Here is an 18,577-nt window from a genome sequence, read left to right as displayed (position 1 = left end):
TCAAGCCTCCAAGAATTTTCTACTTACTTCGTACTCAATTACGCCGGTTGACTCTACAACAATGTCAACCTTATCGTTAATCCTATTAAGAGCTACCTTGATATCGCCACTAACAGAATGATATTTAGTCTCTACATGATTCATAGAATCAGGCAAATATGGTTCAATTAATACCTTTTTGAAGCCCGGCTCCAGAGGCTTGATACCTGCCAGTCCGTTGTAATACCACTCAATAATGTGCCCCATCATATCGTGACAATGTGAGCGAGGATTAGACTCCCAATATTCTCCAAGGGTAGTCTCCCCATCAAGGATAAATGCGTAATAGGATGGATGCTCTTTTCTTGTGATACATTTGAATATCAAATCATTCATACCGTACTTGGCTGCAGATTGAATAACATATGGAAGACCTACTTCACCTGCAATTAATGCTCCTGAGCTTTCGATAGTTTTCTTAAGACTTTCTGCAACATCATTCACAGCATATTCTGGCACCATGCCCCAGTACAAAGGAAGTGCCTCTATTGCCTGTGTTACAACAATTCCTTCTTCTCGTTTTTCAAAGCTTTGGTAGCAGTATTTTCCTTCCGCATCTTTTACCAACAGTTTCTCATTGTAGTTAAGCTTTATCTCTTCTGCATATTTTTCAAGGGCTGTTTTATCTTCTTTTTTACCAAGGATATCTGCAAACCACGCAAGTGTTATGGCATCTGCATATAAAAATGCAGTCTCCACGTTTTCCCTAGCAAGCTCTCCTCTAGGATTGCCCCAGTCACCAAGACCATGATTAATGAATCCTTCTTCATTAACCTTAGTTTTTAAATGATTTAAATATCTGAGACCTGCTTCATAGTTTTCCTCAATGATGCTTTTATCTCCGTAAAATATATAATGCCATCTGGTTCCTAAAATAATAGAGCTTCCCCAAGGAATGATATCGTAGAAGCTGCCCATTCCTGGAATTGGCAATACATTTGGAATGTAGCATGGAGCCTGTGAAGGCACTAGTCCATCCCCAGGATAAAAATCATTTCCCTGAAAATCCTTGAATTTATCCTTAGCATCGTGCTGGGCGTCTCTCATATCATCAAGGAACTTACGCCATAATTCCTTGCCATCCTTCATGTACATGATAGCTGCACCCATGAGGTGATTTGGCTCTTGCCATGCAAAACGCTCGATTGTTGGACAGTCTGTGTGGACGCTTAGCATATTTGCCTCCACTGTTTTTTCAATCATATCGTAAATTCCATTTAGTCTTTCATCATCACATTTAAACTGACCATCAGTCTTCCATGCTGACGAAATCGCGTCTCCATATAGTTCAATTATGTCCGCATCTCCCTCTACAGCAAAATATCGTCCAGCGAAATATGTAAATGCTTGTTTTACTTCTTCAATAGTGTTGTCACCAAGGATTTCATACGAAATTACATTATCAATAAGCATCCAGTTTTTTGCCATTTGATCTGGAAAACCATTTTCGTCTAGCTTCTCTGCAGGCTTGAAGGTTACTACATCACCTTTTTTGCCTTTAACTTTAGCCCTTAGAATACCGGATATGTTCTGTCCTAAATCGTATATACGAATTCCATTTTGTGTATCAATCAGTTTTCCCTCGTATGATTTGATTACTTTAATAGCGGGCTGAGTTTGAAGTTTTAATTTTCCAGATGGAATATCCTCGGCATCTGCTATTACTGCACTCTCCCAACATCCACCATCAGTCCCAATATACTCAGAACCATACACATTTGAGTGCTTGATTCTATGAGACTTTACCTGCCAACTATCGTCAGTTATTACCTCTGAGGTTGTACCATCCTCATACTCCATCACAAGCTTCATGTTACAAATTAGATATTTTCCAAAATCCACATATGGATTAGGATTTGGTGGCATAAACTCTGGGAAATGGAAGCTATATCCAAATTCCATATCCCAGTTAAACCATCCATTTCCAACTTCAATTTCCAGTATATGATTCCCCTTTGAAAGCTCCTTTGTTACATCAAAATCCACGTACTGCACAGTTTTCCTATAATCTGTCCAGCCTGGGTCAAGCACATGATCAGATACCTTATTGCCATCAATGTAGAAATTAAACTGGCCAAGGCCAGTAACAAATGCCTTAGCATTTTTCACTGGCCCTGAAACTACAATTTCTTTTCTAGCAATAAATGGTCTATTAGTTTTGTTTGTTATCCAACGTCCTAATTCATTCATTTTATTCATCTATCGCTCTCATACTTTCTTTCATTTTGTTAATCTCTGCTCTATGTTTTTCAATAGGATTAAATATCAAGCAAACAATAAGAATTACGCAGGTAGCTGCAGGAAGTGCAAATCTAAGCGAGTTGATAGCTATCATTGCTGACTCTGGTTCCTGACCAATGGCATTTGCGATGTAGCCGCTGGCTGCAAGCACTGCCAATACACCTGAACTAACAAGAGTAGAACCACACTTATATGAAAAACCTTTGATTGCAGAAACCATACCATTCATACTTACATTTTCCTTTAGCTGGATATAATCAATTGTGTCATTTACAAAGAAATTAATTAATGCCTGCTCCATGGCTGAAAATGCTGTGGCAATTCCTGAAACCACAAATAAAAGTGTCATATTTTTGTTTCCAACAAAGAATAGAAGAACGTAGCAAATCAGGGTAACTGCCTGAGTAAATATGAATGCCTTTGTTGGTGTTCCGCAAATTTTAATGAAAAGTGGCATGAGAACCATCATGGAAATAAGTGCACCAATAGAAAGCACGCCCATATATGCACCAATTAAATCAGGTCTCATAATGTAATACATCATGTAATATACGGATGTGGAGAACATTGCCCCATATCCAACAGATGACATCATCCAGATAATAAGCATTATTATTAGTTTTTTATGTCTACCAAATACTTTTAAATCCTCAAACACTGAACGACCATCAACAGATATTCTGTAACGTTCTTTTGTATTTCTAAATAGCATTATATTTGCAAGTACTGCAAGAATACCGTAAATAATCATCAGCGGTGCATAGCTTCCAAAAAAGCCAACAAAGCTTGTTGTGAATGTAGATGCAATCGTAAATGCGATAGCAACAGAAATCATTCCAAGTGTTACCGCATGACCTCTCTCTTTATCATTTTTTGTAACTGCTGGCATAAGTGCCATCTGAGGCATGGTAAGTGCTGTTACGCACATTCCATAGAGGATATAAAAAACTCCAATATATAGAACCTTCTGTGTACTTGATAGTCCTGAAGGATTCAAAAATAGGAAAAATGAGACAACAGTTAAAACTAATGGTACCCACAGCAAATAAGGTCTATATGAACCATGCTTTGTTTTTGTTCTATCACATATACCACCCATAATCGGATCATTTATTGCATCCCACAAAGTTGCAATAAACATAATAACTGATGCTGCCGCTGCAGGAATCATAACAGTATCCGTCATAAAGTTAGAAAAATAGCTGGCTACAGTTGCCTGAATTAACATAAATCCGCCACCTTGAGACAGTGCGTAAGCAATGGCTGTCTTTTTTGTGTAGCCTGAATGCTTTTGTTGATTTTCCATGATTACCCTCCTAAAACACATAATTCATTTTGATTTATGCTAAGAATAACATGATTATTTTACAATAACTTTCACCCAATAAGACAAAAACTATTGGCAAAATCGGACATGTGATTTATCATCATAAAAAATGAAACTTACTTTATTTATTGGGGTGTTTTTATGAAACCATTGTCTGAATTGGAAATAGAACTTAGGAAAATATGTCATGCAAATCCTGTTTTTACTAGCCGTGAATATGTCACTAAGGAAGAATTGAACGAAATATCTTCCATTACTGGTATCAATTTCTACAACTCTTTACAAATACCATTTGACGATTCCTTGGATGAGGATAGCTTTTTCAATCCCGGCGAAAATGTCGGAATAGTTGAGCATGCTCGTTATTTACCTCCACTGCTTCACTCTCACACATTTTTTGAGCTTGTTTACAATAGAGAGGGCACCTGTACAAATTACATGGATAACAAGGCTCACACTCTGCTCCCTGGTGACATATGCATTATTGCACCTGGTCACGAGCATGCCCTTGCTGCTTTTTCTGATGATGCAGACATTATAAATTTACAAATCAGGACCAGTACCTTTGAAAACTCCTTTTTAGGTCTACTATCAGACAAGGACGTACTCTCTAATTTTTTCATGCATTGTCTTTATAATATAAAAGACCAAAACTGTATCACCTTTAGAACCGGTAGTGACGCTGTATTAACAGACATCTCTACCCAATTATCAAAGGAATTTTTTGGCGATTCCAAATATCGTGGCAGGATGATGGACACTCTAATCTCTCTTTTCTTTATACATCTATTGCGAGTACACGAGAAGGATGTCCTTATGGTTCCAGATGGAAACTCCGCCAACGACGAAAACCTTATTCTAATGCTACAGTACATTCAAAATAACTATGCTAACTTAACCCTTGCAGAATTAGCTAGATTCTTTGGATATAGCGAGCGTCATATCACTCGTATCATCAAAAACAGTACCGGTAAAAATTATTCAGAAATAACAAAGGAGCTCCGCATGAAAAAAGCTGCAGAGCTCCTAGGAAACAAAGAAATCCCTATTAATTCCATCATGGAAATGATAGGCTACAACGATTTAAGTACATTTTACAAAGCCTTCAAAAGCTATTATGGAATGTCACCTGCAAAATATAGGGAGCAATTATGACTACTCCTTCTCAACCAGCTTACCTGTACGATAAGCATCAAGCAATTCCTCTAGCTCAGCTATGGATTCTTTAATTAACTCACCATTGTCAGTATCAGCAACGGTCTTGCGTCGCTCTACATGCTGAACAAGCACAGTATCTGAGTGAATATCACTACCAGTCTCAACAGCCTTCTCAACTGACTCAAATGGCTCATGAGCAGCAAGCAAAAATCCATAGGAATTGTATGTCAAGGTATAACCTGCAATACCAGTCTTTGGCTGGTATGCCTTTGAAAATCCACCATCTATTACAATAAGTCTACCACCACATTTGATCGGCAGCTCTCCTTTTTTTGCCTCAACCGGCACATGACCATTGATAATATGGCTCTCAGGAGAATCAAGACCAAACTCATTTAATATCATGGTAACTGTCTCATCCTTATCATACCAGGTATAATAAGGATTCTTTTTCTCTACATGAGTCTCCTTCTCAGCAATGAAATATCGCTCAAAGGTAGCCATCTTATCCTTGCCAAACACAGGTGAATTAGCGTGACACCAAGTAAACCACAACATATCCATGCCCTGCTTCTTCTCATCTGGGTCAATGGCATAATAACCCTTTCTAAGAAGCTGCTCTAGGGCATCATAAAGAGCCTTGCCCTTATATTTTTTGCCACAAAGCTCAACCTCTCTAAACTGACCGTTGTCATCTAAAGGCACACAACCATGGAACAGCAAATTATTATTATAGGTCTTATACAATCCGCCTTTACGATACAAAAATCTCACATGCTGCTGAAGCTTCTCACAGTTAATGAATCCATTACGAAGCTTCTCCATAACCTCTGCCTCCTCAGCAGAAAGTGCATATGGATCATCCGGATTTACGGTAGGGAAATTCTTATCTAACAGCTCATACTCCTTACCATCAATAGTAATAACCCCTCGCTGCAAATCCATTTTATCCAGAAGCAATCTATCTTCCATATGAAACTCTGGATGCTCCTTAATCAGCTGCCCCTCTACCTTAAACTGAATAATAGCGATAGCCTTATGCATCTTTCTATCAGTTTCCGCATTTGCTAAATCATATTCGCCCTCACGATAATGAAGTGCAAAACAATCACAAGGATCCTCTTTATAAGTATCTATAGCAAATTTAAACAGAGGCAACAAATTAATACCATAGCCATCCTCAAGTATATCCAAATTGCCATATCTAGCAGAAAACCTAAGCACTGTAGCAATACAAGCCAGCTGCCCCGTAGCAGCACCCATCCACACTACATCATGATTTCCCCATTGGATATCCACACTATGATAGTTCATAAGTGTATCCATACAAATATGTGGTCCGGGACCTCTATCATAGATATCCCCCACAATATGCAAATGGTCCACAACAAACCTACTAATACAATTGGAAAGAGCAATAATCAGCTCAGGTGCTTTTCCAATTCGTATAACCGTATGAATAATCTCATTGAAATAAGCCTCCTGGTCACCATGATCACGTCTTCCAGTAATCAGCTCCTCAATCACATACGCAAAATCCTTAGGCAAAGCTTTTCGCACCTTGGAGCGAGTATACTTACTAGCGGCGGCCTTACACACCTGGATCAGACGATTAATCATAACTACATACCAATCATCCATATTCCAAGAGCTATCCTGAATCATTCTAATTCGCTCCTCAGGATAATAAATAAGGGTAGCCAAATCACGCTTTTCCTTCTCGGAAAGCATATTGCCAAACTCCTCATCTATTTTTCTTTTTACAGCACCCGAACCATTCTTCAGAACATGCGCAAACTGCTCATGCTCCCCATGAATATCCGACAAATAATGCTCTGTGCCCTTTGGCAAACTAAGGATAGACTGAAGATTGATTATCTCCGTCGCTGTGGTAGCCACATTTGGAAACTGCTTAGACAACACCCTCAAATAATGATTCTCAAAACTATTTTTCCCCATAATTATCTCCTTCTTTATATTGCTATCATACATCAATTACGCCACAAAGTAACTGTATTTTTTCTAATACCTCATCTTCCCCACTCTGCCTCCTATCCCCCACCCTTGCTGCCAAGCCCTCCAGCCCGTCACCCGGAGCCCACTCTGCCATCTGTACTTTGCCCCGCGGCACGCCAGCGCCTGGCTGTCCCCATTTCGCACACAATTTTGCGAATATCGTAGTTTTCCAATATGCAAAAGGGAGCATCCGCATGTGTCTTTCTATGGATGAACTATTTTGAAAAGTGTTTTCCAGCAGGTGGACACTGTAGGTTACTTTCTGTACATCTCAGGAAAGCAGGGTGACTTGGGCTCATGTTCCGTTCACCAAGAAAAATGACAAAGCAGGTTTTGTAAAAATATGGACCGCCCTTTAGTTCAGTCCATTTCACTGTCGGGCTCTCGGTGCCGTCCATGGCACCTCGTCCATATTTTTATCAAAACCTGCTTTTATTTTTCTAGGTTCACTCTTAAATCGCCCAAGTCCCCCTGCCCCTGAGATGTACATTTAATATAATTTGTGAGTGTCCACCTGCAGAAAACAGCTTTTCAAAATTGTACAGACATGAGAAAAACACATGCTAATAAAGATGCGAGTCTTTGCATATTTAGAAAACAAGATATTCTTGCAAAGTGTGCGAAATGGGGACAGCCAGGCGCTGACGTGCCGCGGGGGCAAGTTCTATAAATCTATGGGCTCCGGGTGACGGACAGATAGTAAAAAGGCAAGGTGGGGGGCAGAGGTACTATCATAAGATGAGGTATTAGAAAAGGTTTGGGCCCGCCGATGTGGCGAGCCCAATTAATGAGGTATGATTTTTGACAGGATGCGTTAATTGATAACGACACCCTTGCGGAGAATAATGTTAGCGTAAATTGCTGTCTCTGTAGACATAATGACGCAGGTTGATTTCTCGTGGGTCTGATCGTAGAATTTCCATTTGTTGATTTCCTGGAATGCGTCAGCGCCTCTGTCGTCATACTTCTTAACTATGTTTTTGTACTCATCCCAAATAGGGGTTTGAACTTTGCCGACATCATTTGGTTCCAGTGCCATCAAAGTGCATGGTGGGTCAATTTCACCATTTTTGTTAGGATAAGTATCTAGTGGAAATACCTGTAGGATTGCATCTAATATTTCAGGTACTCCGTGACCATCAAGTCTGATGACTGGCTTTCCAAAGCTGTGTCCTGGGAAGTTGCCATCAGCTATTGTAATTTCATCTGTATGTCCCATCTCGTCCAGAACCTTAAGAAGCTCTGGTGACAATATGGTTGGAATTCCTTTAAGCATTATCGTCCTCCTAAGCTTGAGTGATAGGTAACAAATGTTGTAGCCGACAATCTCTAAGAACTCTGAATGAGAGCGTTCCCCGCTCGAGTGAAGAGTTACTTAGGATTGTAGGCGTAACAACTTTGTTAGCGTAATCACTCACGTTATTTATTAGTCGTAAAGGTTAGGAGCGATGCTTTCGTCATCCATGTTGTCTGCATTGTACCAGTAACCATCTGTAGGAACATCTGATACTGAGTTACCAGCTGCTGCATCGCAAAGAACATCGATTGTTGTGATACCCATTGCAAGTGGAGACTGTGTAACAGCACCGTAAAGTGTTCCGCTCTGGATAGCGCCCTTGATTACTGAACCAGCATCAAAGCCCGCTGCAAGGATCTTGTCGCCAAGAACGTTAAGGTTCTCGTTTGCTGTAAGGATACCTTCAGCTGCTACCTGGTTAGAACCAAACATACCGATTGTGTCTGACTTGTTCATGATTGCTGAAGCTTCTGTAGCGCAGAGCTCAACTGTTGTCTGTGCAGGAACTGCAACTTCGATAACGATGTCAGCGTCAGCTTCTGCAACTGTCTCAGCCTTTGTATCATTTACATATTTCTCATTACCAACAACTGCTACTGTAAATCCATCAGCTGCTGCAAGCTCAGCAAACTTGTCGATGAATCCAAGACCTCTGTTGATGATTGACTCTGAAGTAGCTTCCTGGTTAACTTCACCGACTCTAACCTGACCGTTGCCGATCTGGTCCTTAAGTGCTGGGTAAAGATTCTCAGCTGCTGTAGCACCTGCTGAGTAGTTGTCTGTTGCAACTGTAGAAACTACAGAGCCTGCTGGTGCATTAGGAATACCTGAGTCGAAGCAAACTACAGGGATACCTGCATCAAGTGCTGTCTGAAGAGAATCAAGGCATGCGTCCTGATCACAAGCTGCAAGACCGATTCCGTCTGGTGCGTTGTTGATAGCACTGTTGAGCATGTTAACCTGATCAGCGATATCAGACTCAGCATTAGGACCTGTACAGTTAACTGTAACGCCCTTAGCCTCAGCTTCCTGCTCGATACCCTTAACAGCAGCCTGCCAATATGAAGACTGGTAAGACTTTACGATAATCTCAAAGTGATAATCGCCAGCTGCTGCAGTTGTTTCACCGCCGTCTGTTGTCTGAGCAGCTGTGTCGCCGCCTTCAGTTGTTCCACCTGTAGAAGCAGCTTCCTCGCCACATCCTACAAAAAGTGTTGCTGCCATTGCAGCTGTTAAAAATGTTGCTAAAAATCTTCTTCTCATGTTTTAACCCTCCCGTTTTTTTCAATGAGATAAAATTTTCTATATGAACTCTTTTCTCCAAAAGAGTGCCATATCTAACTAAGCTCTAGCTCTACGTTTCTTGATGATATCTACAAGAACCGCCCCAATAAGAACTAAACCTGTAATAATTTGCTGCCAGTTTGCCTGTAATCCAACATATGGTAATCCAGTTTTAAGTAAGCAGATAACGAATACACCAATGAGTGTTCCTTCGATGCTTCCTGCACCACCTGTTGCAGAAACACCACCGATGATTGCTCCACCGATTGCCTCAAGCTCGAATCCAGCACCAGTTCCTGGCTGAACTGTAGGGAATACAGCTGAGTATGCAATTGATGCAAGGCCTGCAAAGAATCCTGAGATTGTGTATGCCATAATGTGGTAAAACTTTACATTTATACCAGAAAGGATTGCTGCTTCTTTGTTACTACCAATGGCAATTGTATAACGTCCAATCTTTGTGTGATTGAGTACAAATGCCATGGCAGCAACGATAAGGAGAATCCAAAGAAAGCCAATTGGATATTTTGTATTTCCAATAGTAAGCTTGAAAATTCCTCTAAACCAGCTGCCTGGTGCTCCAGTTGTAGGCCATGAAACGCCATAACCCTTTGAGCAAATAGAGCCAAGACCTCTTGTTATCATACATGTACAAAGTGTTGCCAAGAATGGTGGTAAATCCATAACTGCGATTAATACACCGTTGGCGCAACCGATGATGATACCAAATAGAACGCTTATAAGTATTCCTACGATTGTTGGCACCCCATGGTGAACTACTAGGTAGCCACCTGCCAATGAGTAGCAAATAAGTCCAGTTCCAATTGAAAGGTCTACACCACCAGTAATAAGTGGAAATGTAACACCGATTGCCATTAATACAATATAGTATGAAAAGTCTAAAATCTGTAATACTGTTGTGTACTTTCTAAAATCCTCGCTAGCGATTGAGAATACTGCAAATAATACAATTACTACCAGAAGGACAATAAATTTTTGACCACCAAGTCTTTGCATGATGGATTTTTTATTTACACCGTTATTCATTATTCTCCCTCCAAACTAATCTTTAATCTCACGAGTTGCCATTGTCATAATCTTTTCCTGTGAAACTTCTTCGATGTCAAGCTCACCAGTAACTTTACCTTCACACATAACTATGATTCTGTCACTCATTCTTAGTATTTCTGTCATCTCAGAGGAAATCATAATGATTGATTTTCCTTCTGCTGCTAATCGATTCATCAGCTTGTAGATTTCGTTCTTAGCACCTACATCGATACCTCTTGTAGGTTCATCGAAAATAAGGATTTCGCAATCACGAACAAGCCATTTAGCGATTACAACCTTCTGTTGGTTACCACCTGAAAGATTAACAACTAACTGGTCAATACTTGGTGTCTTAGTAGCAAGTGAATCAACATATTTCTGAGTAACCTCTGCTTCCTTCTTCTTGTCAATGAAGATACCCTTCATATATTTATCCAAGGTTGCAAGAGTTGAATTCTCAGCAATTGTTTTTCTAACTACGATACCATATCTCTTTCTATCCTCTGAAAGATATCCGATACCATTGTTTACTGCATCCTGAGGAGAATTGATTGTAACCTTCTTTCCGTTAACATATATGTCTCCACTCTCCTTTGGATCAGCTCCAAATATTGCTCTGGCTGTTTCTGTACGACCTGCACCCATCAAACCAGAGAATCCTAAAATTTCTCCCTTTCTTAGCTCAAAGCTTACATCCTGTACCATCTTTCCTGCGTTGAGATGCTCAACCTTAAGAACTACTGGTGCATCCTTTGGAACTAAGCTCTTTGTTTTTGGTTCTTCATAAATAACACGACCAACCATCATGTTGATGATGTCATCCTTTGTACAATCCTTTGTGATAAGTGTTCCAACATAACCACCATCTCGCATGACTGTAACTCTATCTGTGATAACCTTTATCTCATCCATTCTGTGTGAGATATAAACGATACCAAGCTGCTGCTCTCTTAAATCTCTAATGATTTTGAAAAGCTCTGCAATTTCTGCTTCTGTAAGAGCTGCAGATGGCTCATCAAATACGATAACCTTTGCTTCGTGAGAAATGGCCTTTGCAATTTCACACATCTGCTGTTTTCCGACTGTTAAATCTGACATTGTAGCTGATGGATCAATGTCAATATTAAGTCTTTCAAAAAGCTTTCTAGCTTCTTCATTCATTTTCTTATCATCGATTTTAAGTCCCTTCTTAAACTCACGACCGATGAAAATATTTTGAGCTACTGTTAAGTGGCCTACCATGTTAAGCTCCTGATGTACAATTACTACACCAGCTTCCTGAGCTTCTCTAGCATTATGGAATTCCACTTCTTTACCTTCATATTCAATAGTACCTGAATCCTTTGTATAGATTCCTGTAAGTACCTTCATCAATGTTGATTTACCGGCACCGTTCTCTCCCATAAGGGCATGCACCTCACCTCGTTTTACATCGAAGTGAACATGATCTAGAGCATGAACACCAGGGAAAGATTTATCAATGTCGTTCATTGTAAGTATTACTTCACCCATCTTATTCTCCCTCCTGGTTAATTCTTTCTACGTCTAGCAACTACGTCAGCATAAACAGCTGCGATAACAATTACACCGGTAATAATAAGCTGATAATCCTTTGTAAATCCAAGTGCAAGAATACCTTCCTGAAGAAGAGCTATTATAAATACACCGATTACTGTACCGCTTATTGAAGCAAGACCACCTGCCATAGATGTACCACCCATTACGCAGCCTGCAATTGCTTCGTTGTTATACTGATCACCATATCCAGGCTGAACAGTTGTGTAAGCACCTACAAAGAAGATTGCTCCGATACCTACTAAGATTCCACAAATAACGTATGCTAACATCTCCCATTTCTTTGTGTTTACACCTGAAAGTCTAACCGCTTCGCGATTGCTTCCTAAGCAAAGGATATAACGTCCTGGTCTGGTCTTGTTAAGAAGAACCGCACATATAACTGCTGCTACTAAAAAGATTAAAAGACCCATTGGAAAATCCCCAAATCTAACAAGCTTTCTAAACCATCCACCTGCTGCGGCCTGTGGCCATGAAACTGACTGGGTTTTTGTAAATACCGAAGCAATACCCTTTGCAATGTTCATGCTGGCCATTGAAACGATAAATGGTGGTACTGACCAATAAGCTACTAAATATCCATTAAACATTCCGAAACAGAAGCCAACCAAAACACTAATTAAAAGTGCAAGTCCCATTGGCATTCCATAACTTGTTAGGCAGTAACCTGAAATCAATGCTGAGCAGAACATTACTGGTCCGATTGAGAAATCGATTCCGCCTGTAGCGATTACAAATGTAACTCCCAATGACAAGAAACCAAGGAAATATGCGTAATTAAGAGCACTAAGAATTCTTGGTAATCCTGCGAACTTGAATCCTGTAGCAACACAGAATAACAAGTACATTAAAAGGAGAACGCCGATAAGTACAATTCTGTTAAATCCTATCTTTTTAACAATAGGATTCTGTTTTATTTTCTCCAAGTTTTATTCCCCCAATCCCACAAACTAAAAGTATGAATTAAGCTTTATTTTCGCTACCGCATACTTTAATTTTATTTTTTACTAACTCTGTTACCTTTTCCATTCCAACTGCATCGTACTTTTTAGGATCGAAGGCATCTGGATTTTCTTTTAGATATTCCTTAATTCCATTGCTATAAGCTATTCGTAACTCTGTAGCAAAGTTAACCTTGCTGATACCACGTTTGATGCATTCCTTAACAGTTTCATCTGGAACGCCAGATGCTCCATGAAGTACAAGAGGAATATCTACAACCTGTCTAATTTCTGATAAACGATTTAAATCAAGCTTAGGCTCACCCTTGTAAATACCATGAGCAGTTCCTATTGCTACTGCCAGGGATGTGATTCCAGTTTCTCTCACAAATTTTACTGCGTCATCAGGATCTGTGTATCCTGGATCATCGCATTCAAGGTCATCTTCTTTACCCCCGACCTTGCCAAGCTCTGCTTCTACTGGAATACCATTTGGTCTGCAAGCATCTGAAACTCGCTTCGATACTGCAATATTTTCTTCAAAAGAATCATGAGAACCATCAATCATAATCGATGTATATCCAACTCTGAGTGCCTGCATAGCAAGTTCAAAGCTGTTGCCATGATCTAGATGCAATGCGATAGGTACTGATGCTCGCTCAGCTGCTGCTTTAACGTTTGCATAATACATATCAAGTCCTGCATATTTAACTGTAGATGGTGTTGTCTGCAAAATTGCTGGTGAATGCATTTCTTCACAGGCCTTAATAACAGCCATTACCATTTCCATGTTCTCTACGTTAAACGCTCCTACGGCATACCCATTTGCATCTGCCTTTTTTAACATCTCCGCTGTTGTCACTAATGACATGTCTTAATCCTCCTCCCTGAACAGATATTGCCTAAAGCGAAACGTTTCGTTTGCTTATGTTTATTATCCCATATGTGAAAAATTTATGTAGGCAAAATCTTGTAAAAAAATATAACAAAAGTCACTTTAATTTTCTGAATACTTTATTTAGCATCTGGACAATCAACAATAATTCCGTCCTCATCCCACAAATCATGCCAGTCATTTGCACCTGGCCACAGGAATACTTGTCCCTTAACTAAACGATTATTCTTCTCAAGTCCTGCAATAACCTTCATTTCTTCATCTGTAAGAGGGTCACTCATTGTACATTCAAGGTTTGCTACATAATTATGTAATGAGAATGGAATAGGTATTTGACCTCTTTGAATTGCCCATTTAAGAGCAATAATTGCAGGATGAACACCGTGTGCTTCAGCTATTTTCTTCATCTCTGGAAGCTGTAAATCTGCAATATCGTCAGGTTCCATATCTCTTTCAGGTCTCATAGGTGAACCCATTGGCATATAGCCCACTGGCTGAATATCATGAGCTACAAGATAATCAAACAACTCCTGCTGCTGCATACATGGGTGAAGCTCAATCTCGCAGGCAACTGGCTTGATTTCAAACTTATCAATAACCTGCTCAAGCTTTGGAATAGTCATGTTTGAAATGCCAATATGTCTAACTAATCCCTTCTTTACCAAGCCCTCGATTTGTCTGTAGGTATCCATGAATTCTTCAACAGAAAATGGCTTTGAATCAGGATTTCTAGATGTAACATCACAATGTGGTGCATGATAATTAGGGAATGGCCAGTGAATAAAGAATAAATCAATATATTCACATTGAAGGTCTGCAATACTCTTTTTTGCACTTTCCTCGCAACGTCTGTGCATATCGTTCCAAACCTTTGTCATTACATAAAGGTCTTTCCTCTCACAAACCTTGTCGTCCAATACCTTTTTAATAACCTGACCAATTTCCTTTTCATTTCCGTAGCATGCAGCACAATCAATCATTCTATAGCCTGCTCTGATTGCCCCCTCTACAGCAGCAGAAACTTCTTTAGCATCAAATCTGTCTGAACCAAAAGTTCCAAGTCCGATGCATGGTACTTTTTCTCCATTGTTAAGAGTAATTTGAGGTACCTTTGTAACATCAACTCCCATAGTAGAACATCCTCCTTTATTGTTCGCTATCTATTAATATCTTTCCTTTAACAGTTCCTGGTGTTTTATACATTTCAAAAGCATCCGCAATCTTGCTTAATGGTATCTTCTTGAAAATAAATGAATCATCATATTTTAATTCACCAGTTGAGAAATAGTGAGCTGTAAGCTCCCACTCATCTCCTGGGAATGGTGCTGAGTAGCTCATCCATGAACCTGTAAGTGTAAACTCTTTTCTGTTAATTGCTTCCCACTCATCAACAGTGAAGCTTAACTCTCTAGTAGGTGTGCCAATGAAGCAAACCCCTGCTTTGTTGGCAGCTAGCTTAAATGCCATCTTCATAGTGATTGTATTTCCAGCTGTTTCATAAACGTAATCAAAGCCTCTACCGCCTGTGATTTCATTTACCTGATCCATGAAGCCTTCCTTGCCGGAATTGACACCATAGTCAGCCCCAAGTCTCTTTGCAAGCTCAAGTCTCTCGTCAAGGATGTCAAAAACTGTAACTGATTTTGCACCAAATATTTTTGCCCACTGAGCTGTCATCATTCCGATTGTTCCCCCACCAAGGATTGCAACATTTTTTCCACCCTTGTAATCAACTCTGCGAAGGCCATGAAGTGCAACTGTTGCTGGCTCAAATAACGCTCCCTTTTCAAAGGTTACATCATCACCAAACTTAACTGCGTTCTTCTCTGGAACTGATACATACTCTGCAAAGCTACCGAATTCTCTTGAACCAATGAAGCTATAGTGCTTGCACAAAGAGTAATTTCCCTTTTGGCAATCTGGACATTTCATACAAGGTACAAGTGGTACACCTGCTACTCTGTCCCCTTTCTTAAGTGTTGTAACTCCTTGACCAACCTCATCAACTACACCGGAAAATTCATGTCCTAAAACATTAGGATAATAGTGACAAGCGTCGCCATTTACTCTAGGTACATCCGAACCACATATTCCTGTGTACTTAACCTTTACAATTACCTTTCCTGGTTCAACCTCAGGCTTTTTGATATCCTCATATCTGATATCATTTTTTGCATGTACTACTCCTGCTTTCATTTCATTATCTCCTTGCTTGACCTAAAATCTGTTAAATGTTTCCTTTAAATCCTCGTAGAGCTCTAAATAAAGCTCCATGGATTTTTTATATATTTCATGGTTCTTCGGATTTGGTTCATGTACTCGAGTAATGTGAATAGTCTTTTCCACAGCCTCTCCATAAGAACTATAAATACCACAACCTATTCCAGCTAAAATGACAGCTCCAAGTGTTGTAGCTGTATCAGATGCTGGCACCTGTATTTTGCAGCCTGTAACATCAGCTTTTATCTGAGTCCAAAGTAAAGAATTTGCCGAGCCACCCATGGCATTCATAACACCAACTTCAGCTCCAGTTTTTCTTGCAATCTGCAAATTGTGCTCCAAAGAAAAAGCTACACCCTCTAACACTGCACGCGTCATATGAGCTTTTGTTTTGTCAAAGGATAATCCATAAAATACGCCTTTGGCATCTGGATTCCATATTGGAGAACGCTCACCAGACATGTATGGTAAAAATACTACTCCCTCGGCCCCTGCTGGAATTTGTTCTGCTGCCTTTGTCAGATCATCAAAGCTTTCATTACCGCCAAATTCCTGTTTGAACCATCTAAGAGCTCCGCCTCCGCCAACAGTTCCTCCCTGCAACAACCATGCACCTGGAACTACGTGAGGACTTAATATCAAAGCCTTGTCGGCAAGTGCTTTTGACAGGCAAATACTCATTCCACCTGCCTGTCCGCCTTGCTCCTGGGTCTGGCCACTTTTATATACGCCAGCCCCTAAGGCTCCGCAGGCTGCATCCAAACCACCTGCAACGACTGGAGTGCCAGCTTTCAGTCCAGTATACTTTGCCGCCTCATCAGTTACATGGCCGACCACCTCATCACATTCATAAAGTGGAGGGACAAGCTCTACTGATAACCCCAGCTCCTGAGCTAATTTGCTGTCATATTCCAGTTTTTTACAGTTGAAAAAGTGGAGTCCGTATCCTTGGGATAAATCCTGACTCATATTTCCAGTTAGCTTGTAAACTATGTAGCTATTACTCTGTAAAAACTTATAGGTCCTTTCAAAAATTTCAGGTTTATTTTCTTTGAACCAAAGCATCTTTGGTGTGGTGTAGCTAGGTAAAAATTTATTTCCTGCCACCTGAAATATTTTATCTTCGCCCACCTCGGCATTGATTCTGTCACAAATGTCTCTTGCTCTTGTGTCCATCCAAATAGGAGTTTTTGCAAGAACCTTGCCATCCTTGTCAACAGGTATTGCTGACCAGCTTTGTCCATCAACTCCTATTCCTTTTATTTCCTCTGGCAAAACCTTTTTCGTTGCAAGGATATCCTTTATACCTGCAACGATTGCTTCCCACCATTCGTCCGCATCCTGCTCTACGAATCCTGGTTGAGGGTAATACACCTGATATGGCTTGTTTACTTGTTCAACTACTGTGCCATCTTCATCGAAAACAGCAATTTTGCAAGCAGAAGTGCCAATATCAATTCCAAGTAATTTTGCTCCCATAACATTCTCCTAAAATGAATTGTCACGATTATTTTTGACAATCTCGAAGCTTCTTTATAGAATTTCCCTTTTCTATTCTCGTACCTAAAATATATTCCATAGGTGCACTTTCATCTTTTTCGTTGACACGTTTTAAAATAAGCTCTCCGGCTTTTCGGCCCATTTCTTTCATCGGTTGAACAACCATTGTCATTTTTGGTTGCACAACATGTGAAAGAATCAGATTGTCAAATCCCAGAATCGAAATATCCTCTGGGCATGAATACTTAGATTCATTCACCGCCATAACTGCCCCCAAGGTAATTTCGTAGTTGCTGGTGAGAACTGCTGTAGGCCTATTTTTTAATGCCAGAAGCTCTCGCATACTTTGATATCCGTGTTCGATGCTATGTACTCCTGATTTGATATACTCTACAGGGACTTTTATTTCCGCATCCTGCATAGCCTCTCTAAATCCTTTATATCTCTCTATTCCTGTGTAAATCGTTGATGAGTAAATCACCGCCGTTTTCTTATGGCCATTTTCAATCAGTATATTTGTGGCCTCTAAAGCCGCCTCCCTGTTGTCAATTCGTACACAATCTGACTGGCAATTACGAATTGATCTATCCAGTAAAACCACTGGAACATTTTGAGCATAGGCTGGTTTTAGAAAGTTAGCTGAATTAGAAAGTGGAATTACGATTATTCCATCAACCTTTTTATTTAGCAGAAACTTGATATTTTCCGATTCAATTTTTTCATCATCTCTTGAATCCGAAATAATCATGCTATAACCATTTTCCTTAAGTACATCCCCAATATATCTGAGCAAAACGCCGCAAAACATACTACTAATATCGTTTACCATAACGCCAATGGATCTGGTTTTATTGGTAACAAGACCACGTGCCATTTCATTGACTTGATAATTCAATTCTTTTATTGCGGCATCAATTTTTTCCTTATTTTCAGGTAATACATTTCCACCATTTATGTATTTTGAAATAGTAGCAAGTGAAAGCCCCGTCTTTTTCCGTATATCTCTAATTGTTGCGCTCAATTTTCTCCCCTTT

14 protein-coding genes are annotated in these 18,577 nt (G+C 39.9%); 1 reads left to right on the top strand and 13 read right to left on the bottom strand.

The features are described from left to right. Both E7276_RS02895 and E7276_RS02890 read right to left on the bottom strand, forming a co-directional pair. Positions 1–2,238, bottom strand: coding sequence for a family 78 glycoside hydrolase catalytic domain (locus E7276_RS02895; RefSeq protein ID WP_294213516.1), 2,238 nt, complete (start codon positions 2,236–2,238; stop codon positions 1–3). Beyond that, on the bottom strand, positions 2,231–3,586 hold the full coding sequence (locus tag E7276_RS02890; protein ID WP_294213514.1) for an MFS transporter: 1,356 nt from the start codon (positions 3,584–3,586) through the stop codon (positions 2,231–2,233). Before E7276_RS02890 ends, E7276_RS02895 begins: the two co-directional genes overlap by 8 nt. 162 nt (positions 3,587–3,748) lie before the next feature. On the opposite strand from E7276_RS02890, the gene E7276_RS02885 reads away from it, so the two are divergent. After that, the gene (locus E7276_RS02885; RefSeq protein ID WP_294213513.1) at positions 3,749–4,762 is read left to right on the top strand and encodes an AraC family transcriptional regulator; all 1,014 of its coding nucleotides are present in this window, start codon (positions 3,749–3,751) and stop codon (positions 4,760–4,762) included. Here the strand turns inward: E7276_RS02885 and E7276_RS02880 are convergent, their stop codons facing one another. The 11 genes from E7276_RS02880 to E7276_RS02830 all read right to left on the bottom strand — a co-directional run bounded on the left by E7276_RS02880 (position 4,763) and on the right by E7276_RS02830 (position 18,564). After that, positions 4,763–6,724, bottom strand: a complete 1,962-nt coding sequence (locus tag E7276_RS02880) for a fructose-1,6-bisphosphatase (protein WP_294213512.1) — start codon at positions 6,722–6,724, stop codon at positions 4,763–4,765. It lies immediately after the preceding gene. An 871-nt stretch (positions 6,725–7,595) separates the two neighbouring features. Next, positions 7,596–8,057 carry an RbsD/FucU family protein gene (locus tag E7276_RS02875; protein ID WP_294213510.1) on the bottom strand — a complete coding sequence of 154 codons (462 nt, stop codon included), beginning with the start codon at positions 8,055–8,057 and terminating at the stop codon, positions 7,596–7,598. Between the two features lie 150 nt (positions 8,058–8,207). After that, positions 8,208–9,341 carry a substrate-binding domain-containing protein gene (locus E7276_RS02870; protein WP_294213507.1) on the bottom strand — a complete coding sequence of 378 codons (1,134 nt, stop codon included), beginning with the start codon at positions 9,339–9,341 and terminating at the stop codon, positions 8,208–8,210. A 78-nt stretch (positions 9,342–9,419) separates the two neighbouring features. Next, positions 9,420–10,409: an ABC transporter permease gene (locus E7276_RS02865; protein WP_294213504.1), complete on the bottom strand. Its 990-nt coding sequence runs from the start codon at positions 10,407–10,409 to the stop codon at positions 9,420–9,422. 15 nt (positions 10,410–10,424) lie between these two features. Beyond that, on the bottom strand, positions 10,425–11,924 hold the full coding sequence (locus E7276_RS02860; protein ID WP_294213501.1) for a sugar ABC transporter ATP-binding protein: 1,500 nt from the start codon (positions 11,922–11,924) through the stop codon (positions 10,425–10,427). A gap of 17 nt (positions 11,925–11,941) precedes the next feature. Further along, positions 11,942–12,913, bottom strand: coding sequence for an ABC transporter permease (locus tag E7276_RS02855; protein ID WP_294213499.1), 972 nt, complete (start codon positions 12,911–12,913; stop codon positions 11,942–11,944). 37 nt (positions 12,914–12,950) lie between these two features. Then, the gene (fba, locus tag E7276_RS02850; protein ID WP_294213496.1) at positions 12,951–13,799 is read right to left on the bottom strand and encodes a class II fructose-1,6-bisphosphate aldolase; all 849 of its coding nucleotides are present in this window, start codon (positions 13,797–13,799) and stop codon (positions 12,951–12,953) included. Between the two features lie 143 nt (positions 13,800–13,942). Then, positions 13,943–14,953 carry an aldo/keto reductase gene (locus E7276_RS02845; RefSeq protein ID WP_294213494.1) on the bottom strand — a complete coding sequence of 337 codons (1,011 nt, stop codon included), beginning with the start codon at positions 14,951–14,953 and terminating at the stop codon, positions 13,943–13,945. 16 nt (positions 14,954–14,969) lie between these two features. Then, positions 14,970–16,019: a galactitol-1-phosphate 5-dehydrogenase gene (locus E7276_RS02840; RefSeq protein ID WP_294213492.1), complete on the bottom strand. Its 1,050-nt coding sequence runs from the start codon at positions 16,017–16,019 to the stop codon at positions 14,970–14,972. Positions 16,020–16,040: 21 nt separating this feature from the next. Next, on the bottom strand, positions 16,041–17,522 hold the full coding sequence (xylB, locus tag E7276_RS02835) for a xylulokinase (RefSeq protein WP_294213489.1): 1,482 nt from the start codon (positions 17,520–17,522) through the stop codon (positions 16,041–16,043). Positions 17,523–17,550: 28 nt separating this feature from the next. Continuing rightward, positions 17,551–18,564 carry a LacI family DNA-binding transcriptional regulator gene (locus E7276_RS02830; protein WP_294213486.1) on the bottom strand — a complete coding sequence of 338 codons (1,014 nt, stop codon included), beginning with the start codon at positions 18,562–18,564 and terminating at the stop codon, positions 17,551–17,553. Between the last annotated feature and the right edge of the window lie 13 nt (positions 18,565–18,577).

The sequence above is a fragment of the Pseudobutyrivibrio sp. genome, from assembly GCF_015057185.1.
In the GTDB taxonomy this organism is placed as follows: Bacteria; Bacillota; Clostridia; order Lachnospirales; family Lachnospiraceae; genus Pseudobutyrivibrio.
Note: the sequence above shows the minus strand (reverse complement) of the source record. Positions and strands in the feature narration are given on the sequence as shown.